The following is a 10,967-nucleotide window of genomic DNA, read 5'->3' as shown; positions in this document are numbered from 1 at the left end:
TGAAGCGCCTGCGCAAGAAGGGCGCCTCGATCGCGCTGGAGCCCGCCAACCGCAACTATGAGACCAAGATCTACGGCGCCGATCAGGTCGCCGTTCAGGGCAAGCTGGTCGGCCTGATCCGCCGCTATCACTGACCCTCGGCGTCGCCGTAGCGGCTCCAGGGTCGCTCGCCACGGACGTCGGACACCCACAGGGCCCGCCAGCGGTTCTCCGCGGCGGGCCCTTCGCGTTTCAGCTCCACCGCCCCGCCCCGGGCGTAGTCGAGGCCGTCCAGCACCAGCTTTCCGGCGCACGATGACGGCAGGCTCGACACGACCGTCCGTACACTGACGACCGAAGCTGAACGGCACAGGCCGTCCAGCTGTTCCGCCGTCGGCGCCCGGCGGCCCCACCACAGCGCCACCGGCCCTGACGCCCGGGGCGCGCAGGAGAAACGGCCGCAGGTCCAGCCCTCCACCGGGCGCTCCACGGCCTTTAGCCCCCGTCGCCGCGTCCAGACATCGACCGCGAACTGCCGCACGCCGGGTCGCACGACCGTCGCCCGTCCGTCCTCCACCCACGCCGCCTGCAGTCCCCCGTCCCCGATCCACAGGTCCGGCGGCGTCGCCCTCGGCCAGATCAGCACCGCGCAGGCCAGCGGCAGGCCCAACCACCGCAGCGGCCCGCGCCACAGGCAGCAGAACAGGACGCCGAGGAAGGCGACCGGCAAGACGATGTCCGGCGCGCTGGCGATGGTCCGCACCGCCCCCGGCAGGCCCGCCACCCCTTCGCCTATGGCCAGCATCACCTCGATGCCCTTGGACGCCAGCCACAGGAAGGGCGCGCCCAGCCCGACGGGCTCCAGCAGGGCGCCCAGCGCCAGCATCGGCATGATGATGAAGTCCGACAGCGGCGCGGTCGCGAGGTTGGCGGCCAGCCCGTACATGGCCGAACGGTTGAAATGCTGCATCGCGAACGGCCCGGTCGCCGCGCCCGCGACGAGACTGGCCAGCACCGCCGCCCCGATCCACGCCCCGGCCCGCTGCACCGCCAGAATGGGCCAGGGCGCCGAAATCTCCCTGGGTCGTCGCGGCCAGGCCTCGACCAGCGCCACCAGCGCCGCCGTCGCCGCGAAAGACATCTGGAAGCCCGGCGTAACGATGGCCTCGGGCTGGAGCAGCAGGACCACGAAGGCCGCCACCGCCAGCGCGTGCATGGTGATCGCCTGCCGGTCCAGCAGGATGGCGAGGAAGGCGATGGAGGCCGTCACCGCCGCCCGTTCCGCCGGCGGCGGCGCGCCTGAGACCACCAGATAGGTCCCCACCGCCAGCAAACCGGCCAAGGCGGCCACCTTCTTGCCCGACACCCGCAACGCCAGCCCCGGCCACAGGGCCACCAGGAACCTCACAAGGAAGAAGGCGAAGCCGCCGACCACCGCCATGTGCAGGCCCGAGATCGACAGGATGTGCGCCAGTCCGGAATCCCGCATCACATCGACCTCGGCCGGGTCCAGCCAGGCCTCGTGACCCGTGGTCATGGCCGCCGCGACCCCGCCCGCCCGCTCGCCCTGACGCGCCACGATCCGCTTGGCCAGATCGAAGCGCAGGGTGTTGATCCGCATCACCAGCCTGAGCCGCCAGGGCGCCTCGGGCAGGACGGCGGGCCGGGTCCCGTCCAGGCTGAAGGCTACGCCGCCGATCCGCTGGAAGAAGGCCGTCCGACCGAAGTCATAGGCGCCGGGGCTGGCCGGCGCCGGGGGCGGGTTCAGGATGGCGAACAGCCGGATCGCCTGTCCCGGCTCCGGCGGGTCCGCATCCCTGACCGTGGCGCGGATGCGCACCGGCGTCTGCTCCGGCGCCAGCCCCCGGATCCGCACGGGCGCGATGATCACCCTCGGCCCCGCGGAACCCGGGCTGTCCACATCGACCACCCAGCCCTCGATCACGGTCGGACGCTCCAGCGCGGGCGCGATCGGCGCCGCCACGGCGTCCGTCCGCAACTTCGCCGCCGCCAGCCCCAGGGAGAAACAGCCCAGCATCAGCAGGAGCAGGCTCCAGACCCGCGCCAGATGCCGCCGCCGTCCGATCAGCCAGACCCCCGACGCGACGCCGGCGAACACCAGCAGCGGCCACAGCGCCGGTTCGGTCCGGAAGGCGAAATAGGTCGCGCAGCCCGCGCCGAAGGCGACCGGCGTCCACAGCCGCCAGCGCAGCGTCTGGGCGGCGATCTGGTCGCCGAGGAAACGGTTAATCCTCGCCCGGACGCTAGGCTTTGCGGCGGGCGGGGGTATAAGGGCGGCCCGACCGGACCGACCTGTAATGACCTCCTCACCTGCCTCGACGTCCGAAGTGGTCACCCGCTTCGCCCCCTCGCCCACCGGCTTCCTGCACATAGGGGGCGCCCGCACGGCGCTTTTCAACTATTTGTATGCACGTCGACACAACGGGAAGTTTCTCGTTCGCGTCGAGGACACCGATCGGGAGCGCTCGACCGACGAAGCCGTGAAGGCGATTTTCGACGGCATGGCCTGGCTGGAGCTGTTCGCCGACGAGGAGCCGGTGTTCCAGTTCTCGCGCGCCGACCGTCACCGCGAGGTGGCGAACCAGCTGCTGGAAAGCGGCCACGCCTACCGCGACTTCCTGACCGCCGACGAGACTGCCGCCCTGCGCGATCAGGCCAAGGCCGAGGGCAAGACCTTCGAGTCGCCCTGGCGGGACCGCGAGCCGACCGTCGATGACCTGCTGAAACCCCACACCGTCCGCTTCCGCCGCCCGGCGGACGCGCCTGTCGTCGTGGACGACGCCGTGCAGGGCGCGGTGCGCTGGGACACCTCGGCGCTGGACGATCTGGTCATCCTCCGCTCGGACGGCGCCCCGACCTATAACCTCGCCGTGGTGGTGGACGATCACGACATGGGCGTCACCCATGTCATCCGCGGCGACGACCATCTGAACAACGCCGCCCGGCAGAGCCTGATCTACGACGCCCTGGGCTGGACCCGTCCCACCTTCGCCCACATCCCGCTGATCCACGGCCCGGACGGCGCCAAGCTGTCCAAGCGCCACGGGGCGCAGGCGGTGCATGAGTACGCCGAAATGGGCTACCTGCCCGAGGCGATGCGCAACTACCTGGCGCGCCTCGGCTGGGCCCACGGCGATGACGAGCTGTTCTCGGACGAACAGGCCCGCGAGTGGTTCGATCTGGGCGGCATCGGCAAGGCGCCGTCGCGGCTGGATTTCGACAAGCTGGCCCACGTCAACAGCCACTGGATCCGGCTGGCCCAGGACGATCGCCTCGCCAAGATGACGCTGGACGTCCACCTGTCGCGCGATCACGTGCTGGCGCCCGACGACGAGGCCCGCCTGCTGCGCGCCATGCCCTTCGTGAAGGACCGCGCCAAGACCACGCTGGACCTGGCCGACCAGACCGCCTTCGTGCTGAAGCCCCGCCCCCTTTCCATCGATGAAAAGGGCCGCGGCCTCCTGTCCGGCGAGTCCGGCGAACGCATCTCGCGCCTGCGCGATCGCCTCGCCCTGTTCGGCAGCTGGGACGTCTTCGCCCTCGAGGCCGAGCTGAAGGTCTTCGCGGAAGACGAGGGCGTGGGCTTCGGAAAGATCGGCCCGGCGACCCGCGCCGCCCTGACCGGAGGGGCTGCGTCGCCGGATATCGCGAAAACGTTGGCGGCTCTGGGGCGAGAAGAAAGCCTCGGGCGCTTGGATGATGCGCTGCAACAGACTAAGTGACGTTCACAAATGAAACGCGGTCCGTCGCCTCCCCGCGCGAGACCGTTCTGAAAAAGGGGCTGAAATGACCGAACAAGCCAAACCCGCCGGTACGGCGACCCTCAACTACGCCGGCAAGTCCGTTGACCTGCCGGTGCTGTCGGGTTCCACCGGCCCGGACGTCATCGACATCCGCAAGCTCTACGCCGGCACCGACGCCTTCACCTTCGACCCGGGCTTCACCTCGACCGCCTCGTGCGAGTCGGGCCTGACCTTCATCGACGGCGACGCGGGCGTGCTGCTGCACCGCGGCTATCCGATCGACCAGCTGGCTTCGCAGTCGAACTTCATCGAAGTCTGCCACCTGCTGCTGCACGGCGAACTGCCGACCGCGGCTGAGTACGAAGAGTTCAAGAACAGCATCACCATGCACACGATGCTGCATGCGCAGTTCGACCGCTTCTTCGAGGGCTTCCGTCGCGACGCCCACCCGATGGCGATCATGGTCGGCACCGTCGGTGCCCTGTCGGCCTTCTATCACGACAGCCTGGACATCCATGATCCGGTCCAGCGCAACATCTCGGCCATCCGCCTGATCGCCAAGATGCCGACCATCGCGGCCCGCGCCTACAAGTACCACGTAGGCCAGCCCTTCATCTCGCCGCGCAACGACCTGTCGTACGCCGAGAACTTCCTGCGCATGTGCTTCGCGGTCCCGGCCGAGGACTACAAGGTCGACCCGCGCCTGGTCCGCGCCATGGACCGCATCTTCACCCTGCACGCCGACCACGAGCAGAACGCCTCGACCTCGACCGTCCGTCTGGCCGGTTCGTCGGGCGCCAACCCGTTCGCCTGTATCGCCGCCGGCATCGCCTGCCTGTGGGGCCCGTCGCACGGCGGCGCCAACGAAGAGGCGCTGAACATGCTCAAGGAGATCGGCACCCCGGACAAGATCCCGGAGTTCATCCAGGGCGTGAAGGACCGCAAGTACAAGCTGATGGGCTTCGGCCACCGCGTGTACAAGAACTACGATCCGCGCGCGAAGGTCATGCAGCAGTCGGCCTACGAGGTGCTGGAAGCGACCGGCCGCCAGAACGACCCGCTGTTCGTCGTCGCCAAGGAGCTGGAGAAGGTCGCCCTGAACGACGAATACTTCACCTCGCGCAAGCTGTTCCCGAACGTCGACTTCTATTCGGGCATCACCCTGTCGGCGATGGGCTTCCCGACCAGCATGTTCACCGTGCTGTTCGCCCTGGCCCGCACCGTGGGCTGGATCGCCCAGTGGCAGGAAATGATGGCCGACCCGGGCCAGAAGATCGGCCGCCCGCGTCAGCTGTACACCGGCCCGACCGAGCGCGATTACGTGCCGATCGAAAAGCGCGGCTGATCCGTCGCGATCACCACGGAACGCCGGGGCCCCGCCCCGGCGTTTTTGTTTGTCCGGACATCATTTTCGGCCTGTCCGGACGCCTTCGCCATTGAACGGCGCCGCCTGACGCGGTCCCATGCTCCCATGACGCAAGACACCTCCACCCCCATGCCCGACACCGACGCCGCCGAGGCGAAGCCCGCCCCCGGCGTCGTGGCCGAACTGCTCGACACCGCCCGCACGGTCGGCCTCGGCCTGGCCGCCGCCGTCGTCATCCAGACGGTGCTGTTCCAGCCCTTCACCATCCCCTCCAGCTCGATGGAGCCCGGGCTGGTGACCGGCGACTATGTGGTGGTGTCCAAGTCGGCCTACGGCTGGAGCCGGGCCTCCCTGCCCTTCAATCCGCCCCTGCCCGCCGGCCGCCTGTTCGGCAAACAGGCCGAGCGCGGCGACGTGGTCGTCTTCCGCCGCCCCAGCGCGCCGGACCAGACCTGGGTGAAGCGCGTCATCGGCCTGCCCGGCGACCGGGTGCAGGTCATGGGCGGAACCGTCTTCGTCAACGGCCAGGCCGTTCCGCGCACCCCCCTGAACATCGTCCGCGACCACGACAGCCCCGAGCGCGAGGTGCTGGAGGTGCGCGAGACCCTGCCGGGCGGCCGCAGCTTCGTGACCTATGACGGCGGCTCGGGCCTGCAGGGCGACGACACCGGCGTCTACGTCGTGCCCGAGGGCCAGTATTTCATGATGGGCGACAACCGCGACAACTCGCTGGACAGCCGCTGGCCCGCCGATGTCGGCGTCGGCCTGCTACCCGCCGAGAACATCGTCGGCAAGGCCGAGATCATCGTCGCCTCGTGGAAGCCCGGCGCCGGCCTGTTCAAGCCCTGGACCTGGTTCAACCTCCAGCAGGGCCGGTTCTTCAAGGACGTCGACTAGCGCCGGAACTCGTCATAGCTCAGCACGCCGTCGCCGTTCCGGTCCATCTGGGTGAAGATGGCGCGCGGGCTGTGATCGGTGCGCGTCTGCGCCAGCGAGGGCGCGGCCACCGCGCCGAGGGCCAGCCCCGCCGCCAGCGCCGCCGCCGCGTGCCACAGGCGCGGACGGGCCCGGCCGGGCGTCCCGATCTCCCGCTCCATGAAGGCGCGCACGGCCTCGCTGACCGTCACCCCCTGTTCACGACAGCGCGCGGCGAAGGCCGCCTTGGCGCCGTGGGGCACCCGCACCTCGATGGTCTCGCTCTTCTTGGGCGCTCTCGGGTTGGTCATCGTCCGATCCTCCATGGATCGCAGCACAGCCCGATCCGCGTACGAAAATGAGGCCGCAGGGGCCATTCGTCTAGATCAGGTGCAGGTCGCGGAAGCGGGCGATCAGGTCGTTCAGGTCCCGATGCATGTGCACCAGACCGATCGCCGCCGCGCCGCGGGCCAGATCGCCGTCCGGTTCGCCCCCGCCCAGCTTCAAGGTCGGATCAGGATCATCCAGCGGCTCCACCGCCCCGCCGCGCGACAGGGCCTCCAGCCGGTCCACCGCCGCGCTCGCCGCCAGCGCCCACGGCCCCAGCCGGTCCAGCGCTCCGGACACCTGGAACCCGCGTCCCAGGATCACGATGTCGCTGCGCACCCGCCAGAAGGCCCGCACCAGCGCCGCCCGGTCCGCCGCCTCCTTCTGCACGCCCGGCATGTCGATGACGTTGGTCGCCGCCTGCGCCAGCCCGTCCAGCCGCTTCTTCAGGTCCGCATGGCCGCGCGACAGTTCGCCCGGGTCGGCCGCCTCGCCCCGCATGACCAGCGCCAGCAGGGCCGCCGCCTTGCCCGCCGCCTCCCGCGCCTGCAGCCGGAAGGTCTGCCGCGCGTGACGGGGGAACAGCAGCAGGATGGCCACCACGCCGACGCCGCTGCCGACCAGGATTTCCATCACCCGGTCCAGCGCCAGTTGCGCCGGTCCCTCCGGCCCGGCGCCGCCGGCGATGACGATGGCCGCCGTCACCGGCGCGATCTTCAGCCACGGCCGTCCGGTCGCGAAGAAGGCCAGCCCCGCCGTCGAGGCCGCCAGCGTCGCCATCATCCAGTTCACGCCCTCGGGGCGCACGAAGGCCACGACGCCGCCCACGACGGCCCCGGCCACCGTGCCGATCGCCCGGTCCCGCGCCACCGTCAGCACCCCGCCGCCCACGCTGGCCTGGATGACCACGATGGCCGAGATCACGCTCCAGTAGGGATGCGGCAGCCTCAACGCCGTCGCCAGATAGAAGGCCGCCACCGCGCCCACGGCCATCTGCAGGGCCGCGCGCACCTCGGCGGCCCGGCGCGGGCTCAGGGCGCGCGCCATCTCAGGAGCGCTCCATCCAGCGGGCCAGCGCCGCGCTGACCAGCGTCGGCGCCTCGATGGGCGTCAGGTGCCCGCAGCCGGGGGCGATGACGAGCTCGGCGTCCGGCAGCAGGGCGGCCATCTCGTGATGGCCGGCGGGCGGGGTGATCCGGTCGACCTCGCCGCAGAGCACCAGCGCGGGCCCGGTGAACGCCCGCAACGCCGCCTCCCCGTCTTCGCGCATCAGGCCGCTCTGGCGGATGAAGACCTCGGCGCCGAGCCGCTGGGTCATCGCCTTGACCCGCCCGGCCATGTCCGGGTTCGCCGCATGATCCGGCGCCAGATAGGTCCCCAGCAGGCGGTCGCCGATGCCCAGGAACTTGCCCGACGCCGTCGCCAGCCGGGTCAGGTGCGCCCGCTCCGCCGCGCGTTCGGGCGTGTCGGGCCGGAAAGCGGTGTCCAGCAGGGCCAGCCGTTCGATCCGTTCCGGCGCCCGCATCAACATCGCCTGGGCCACATAGCCGCCCAGCGAAAAGCCCGCGACCGCCAGCGGCCCGTCCGCGAGGGCGAGAACCGTCCCGACCAGGGCGTCCATGGTCTCGCCCCGGGTGATGTCGGCCACCCGCACGTCGAACCGCCCCGACAGGGCCGCGATCTGATCCCGCCACAGGTCCGCATCGTTCAGCAGGCCGGGGATCAGGATCAGCGGCGCGGCCGTCATCGTCCGCTCAACCCGCCCGCGTCGCGATCACCCGCAGCACCGCATCCGCCGCGAGGCTGGACGGGTCCGGCGCATTGCGGCCCATCAGGTCCAGCGCCGCCGTCTGGCGCTCGGCCTGCACGCGCCGCGCCTCCGGATCAGACAGCAAGCGGCCCACCTCGGCGGCGACCTTCTCGGGCGTCGCGTCCTTCTGGATCAGTTCACGCGTGATCTCCTCGTCCGCCGCGTGATTGAACAGGGTCGCATACTTGCCCGTGAAGAAGGGCTTCATGATCGCGTAGCTCAACGGCTGGAAGCGATAGCCGATGACCATCGGCGCGCCCGCCAGCGCCAGCTCGGTCGAGACCGTGCCGCTGGTCGCCAGAGCCACCGTCGCGGCCTTCATCGCATCGTACTTATCGGCCTCCGAGACCAGATGCACGCGGAAGGGCCAGGCGGCGATCCGGCCGGTGACGTCCTCGGCCACGGTGCCCGCCGTGACCACGGCCACTTCCAGCGCCGGGTTCGCCCGTTTCAGCTGCGCCACCGCGCCCTCATAGACGGGCGTCATCAGCTTGATCTCGGACGGGCGGCTGCCCGGCAGGACCAGCAGCAGGTCTGCGTCCGGCGCGATGCCCCGGCGCGCCCGGAAGGCGGCGGGATCGGCGGCGCTCATGTCCACATGCAGGGCCTGCGAGCCGACGACCGTCGTCTCCAGCCCCTCGCGCTCGAACCACGGCGCGTCGAAGGCGTAGAGGGCCAGCAGGTGATCGACCGACTGCGCCAGCGTCTTCGCCCGCCCGGGCCGCGAGGCCCAGACCTGCGGCCCGACGTATTTGATCAGCGGCACACCCGGCAGCGCCTCTTTCAGCGCCTTGGCCACACGGATGGTGAAGCCCCAGCTGTCGATCAGGACCACCGCGTCTGGCTTCTCCGCCACCGCATGGGCCACGGTGTCCGCCACCCGCTGCTTGACCACGCCATAGGCCTTCAAGCCCTCGATCCAGCCGAGGATCGACAGTTCGGCGATGTCAAACGGGCTGGCCACGCCCTCGGCGGCCATCTTCGGTCCGCCGACGCCGACGAAGGTCACGTCCGGGCCCAGCCGCTGTTTCAGCGCCTGCGCCAGACCGGCGCCCAGCGCATCGCCCGAGGCCTCGGCGGCGACCAGCATGATCTTCAGCGGGCGGCTCATCGGTCCTCGCCCCAGACATAGAGACCCAGCCGGTCGGCGGCCTCGATCAGCGACGCGCGGTCGATGACGATCAGCTTGCCCGTCACCCCGCCGACCCCCGCCAGACCGGCGGCGGCGGCCATCTCGATGGTGCGCGCGCCCATCACGGGCATGTCGACCCGCAGGTCCTGAATGGGCTTGGGCGCCTTGCCCAGCGCGCCCTTTCGGACGGTCGCGGAGCCGCGCAGATCAGCGGGCAGGCCCGCCACCCGCATCAGCATGGCGTCAGTGCCCTCCTGGGCCTCCACGGCCAGCACCAGACCGTCGCAGACGACCGCGCCCTGACCGATATCCAGCTCGCCCGACTTCTCGGCGACGTACAGCGCCTTGCGCAGGTCAGCGAGTTGCTCGTCCGTCGGCTGGACCCGGCCCAGCGCCCCGGACGGCAGGGTCTCGCCGCCCAGGATGTCATCCGCCCCCTCGACCGCGTAGCCGTCGGCCTCGAACACCGACAGGATCTTGCGCAGCAGGGCGTCGTCGCCCTGGGTCGCGGCCTTGATGATGCCGGGCAGCAGGGTCGCGCCCTTGAAGTCGGGCTTCAGCGTCTTGAAGTCCGGACGGCTGACCGTCCCGGCCAGACAGACCGCCTTGCAGTCCGCCTTCTTCATCGCCGACAGGATCTTGCCGATCTCGGCCATGCCCGCGTCGATGCCGGGATAGTGCGCCAGATGCGGGTCGGCGAAACCGGCCAGACGGATCACGAACACCGGCCGCCCCTCGGCCTCGCAACGCGCCGCGACGGAGACGGGCAGAGCCCCTCCCCCCGCGATCAGGGCCAGCTTCCCGCTCATTGTTCCGGCAAGGCCACCGGACGGCGGGTGTCCTCGCGGATGAAGGCGATGATTTCCTGGATTTCCGGCAGGTCCGCATAGGTTTCGGCGGCCGCGGTCAGGCGATCCGAGAACAGGCCCTCGCCCTCGAACATGTCGCGGTAGGCGGCCAGCAGGCGGCGCACCGCGTCCTTGCCGTAGCCCTTCCGCTTCAGCCCGATGAGGTTCAGCCCGTGCAGGCGCACATGATTGCCCCAGGCCGAGCCGTACGGGATGACGTCGCGGGTCACCGCCGACAGGCCGCCGACGATGGCGCCCTGCCCGATCCGGCCGAACTGGTGCACCGCCGCCAGGCCACCCAGGAAGACCTTGTCCCCCACGCGCGCATGCCCGCCCAGGGTGGCGTTGTTGGCGAAGGTGACGTTGTTCCCGACGATGCAGTCGTGGCCGATGTGGGCCCCGGTCATGAACAGGCCGTTGTCGCCGACGGTCGTCAGCTTGCGGTCGCCCGGCGTGCCCCGGTTGAAGGTCGAGTGCTCGCGGATGGTGTTGCCCGCGCCGATCTCCAGCGCCACCGGTTCGCCCTTGTAGCCGCCGTGCTGCGGATCACCGCCCATGACGCAGAAGGGGTGGATGGTGGTTCCCGCGCCGACCGTCGTGTCCTGCTGGATCACCACATGGCTGGCCACGCGGACGCCCTCGGACAGGACCACGTTCGGCCCGATGATGCTCCACGGGCCGATCTCGACGCCGTCGGCCAGACGGGCGCTCGCATCGACCTGGGCTGTCGGATGAATGGCCATCAGGACGCCGGCTGATCCACCTTGACGACCATGGCCATGAACTCGGCCTCGGCCGCCAGCTTGCCGTCGATGAAGGTCTCGCC

Annotated in this window: 11 protein-coding genes; 4 read left to right on the top strand and 7 right to left on the bottom strand. The window is 70.5% G+C overall.

Annotated elements, in window-relative coordinates:
• On the top strand, positions 1-134 hold a 134-nt coding region (locus VGE03_RS00220), incomplete at its 5' end, for a LexA family protein (protein WP_414644861.1).
• On the opposite strand, the gene VGE03_RS00215 is transcribed toward VGE03_RS00220, so the two are convergent.
• On the bottom strand, positions 128-2,335 hold the full coding sequence (locus VGE03_RS00215) for a ComEC/Rec2 family competence protein (RefSeq protein WP_331044450.1): 2,208 nt from the start codon (positions 2,333-2,335) through the stop codon (positions 128-130). The genes VGE03_RS00220 and VGE03_RS00215 overlap by 7 nt on opposite strands.
• Between VGE03_RS00215 and gltX the strand changes: the two genes are divergently transcribed.
• From gltX to lepB, 3 genes are all read left to right on the top strand, one after another.
• Complete coding sequence (gene gltX, locus VGE03_RS00210; RefSeq protein ID WP_331044449.1) at positions 2,298-3,722, top strand: glutamate--tRNA ligase; 1,425 nt, start codon at positions 2,298-2,300, stop codon at positions 3,720-3,722. The genes VGE03_RS00215 and gltX overlap by 38 nt on opposite strands.
• A gap of 64 nt (positions 3,723-3,786) precedes the next feature.
• On the top strand, positions 3,787-5,088 hold the full coding sequence (gene gltA / locus VGE03_RS00205) for a citrate synthase (RefSeq protein WP_331044448.1): 1,302 nt from the start codon (positions 3,787-3,789) through the stop codon (positions 5,086-5,088).
• A 150-nt stretch (positions 5,089-5,238) separates the two neighbouring features.
• Entirely contained in the window at positions 5,239-6,006 is a 768-nt protein-coding gene (lepB, locus tag VGE03_RS00200; RefSeq protein ID WP_331044447.1) for a signal peptidase I, read from the top strand.
• Here lepB and VGE03_RS00195 read toward each other — a convergent pair.
• The 6 genes from VGE03_RS00195 to lpxA form a co-directional block, all read right to left on the bottom strand.
• Positions 6,003-6,335: a hypothetical protein gene (locus VGE03_RS00195; RefSeq protein ID WP_331044446.1), complete on the bottom strand. Its 333-nt coding sequence runs from the start codon at positions 6,333-6,335 to the stop codon at positions 6,003-6,005. The genes lepB and VGE03_RS00195 overlap by 4 nt on opposite strands.
• Positions 6,336-6,405: 70 nt before the next feature.
• Positions 6,406-7,398 (bottom strand): FUSC family protein, encoded by a 993-nt coding sequence (locus VGE03_RS00190; RefSeq protein ID WP_331044445.1) that lies wholly within the window; start codon positions 7,396-7,398, stop codon positions 6,406-6,408.
• A gap of 1 nt (position 7,399) precedes the next feature.
• The gene (locus VGE03_RS00185) at positions 7,400-8,098 is read right to left on the bottom strand and encodes an alpha/beta fold hydrolase (RefSeq protein ID WP_331044444.1); all 699 of its coding nucleotides are present in this window, start codon (positions 8,096-8,098) and stop codon (positions 7,400-7,402) included.
• A gap of 7 nt (positions 8,099-8,105) precedes the next feature.
• A complete protein-coding gene (gene lpxB, locus VGE03_RS00180) occupies positions 8,106-9,272 on the bottom strand; it encodes a lipid-A-disaccharide synthase (RefSeq protein ID WP_331044443.1) in 1,167 nt (388 codons plus the stop codon).
• On the bottom strand, positions 9,269-10,102 hold the full coding sequence (gene lpxI, locus VGE03_RS00175) for a UDP-2,3-diacylglucosamine diphosphatase (protein WP_331044442.1): 834 nt from the start codon (positions 10,100-10,102) through the stop codon (positions 9,269-9,271). The genes lpxB and lpxI overlap by 4 nt, the downstream gene beginning before the upstream one ends.
• Positions 10,099-10,884 (bottom strand): acyl-ACP--UDP-N-acetylglucosamine O-acyltransferase, encoded by a 786-nt coding sequence (gene lpxA, locus VGE03_RS00170; RefSeq protein ID WP_331044441.1) that lies wholly within the window; start codon positions 10,882-10,884, stop codon positions 10,099-10,101. The genes lpxI and lpxA overlap by 4 nt, the downstream gene beginning before the upstream one ends.
• Positions 10,885-10,967: the final 83 nt, after the last annotated feature.

The organism is Brevundimonas sp. (genome assembly GCF_036400995.1).
Classification (GTDB): domain Bacteria; phylum Pseudomonadota; class Alphaproteobacteria; order Caulobacterales; family Caulobacteraceae; genus Brevundimonas.
Note: the sequence above shows the minus strand (reverse complement) of the source record. Positions and strands in the feature narration are given on the sequence as shown.

Bases quoted from the DNA above. Each gene is read 5' to 3' on its own strand.
- gltX (WP_331044449.1), top strand. From the start codon at position 2,298: ATGACCTCCTCACCTGCCTCGACGTCCGAAGTGGTCACCCGCTTCGCC.
- gltA (WP_331044448.1), top strand. From the start codon at position 3,787: ATGACCGAACAAGCCAAACCCGCCGGTACGGCGACCCTCAACTACGCC.
- lepB (WP_331044447.1), top strand. From the start codon at position 5,239: ATGCCCGACACCGACGCCGCCGAGGCGAAGCCCGCCCCCGGCGTCGTG.
- VGE03_RS00195 (WP_331044446.1), bottom strand. From the start codon at position 6,335: ATGACCAACCCGAGAGCGCCCAAGAAGAGCGAGACCATCGAGGTGCGG.
- VGE03_RS00190 (WP_331044445.1), bottom strand. From the start codon at position 7,398: ATGGCGCGCGCCCTGAGCCCGCGCCGGGCCGCCGAGGTGCGCGCGGCC.
- VGE03_RS00185 (WP_331044444.1), bottom strand. From the start codon at position 8,098: ATGACGGCCGCGCCGCTGATCCTGATCCCCGGCCTGCTGAACGATGCG.
- lpxB (WP_331044443.1), bottom strand. From the start codon at position 9,272: ATGAGCCGCCCGCTGAAGATCATGCTGGTCGCCGCCGAGGCCTCGGGC.
- lpxI (WP_331044442.1), bottom strand. From the start codon at position 10,102: ATGAGCGGGAAGCTGGCCCTGATCGCGGGGGGAGGGGCTCTGCCCGTC.
- lpxA (WP_331044441.1), bottom strand. From the start codon at position 10,884: ATGGCCATTCATCCGACAGCCCAGGTCGATGCGAGCGCCCGTCTGGCC.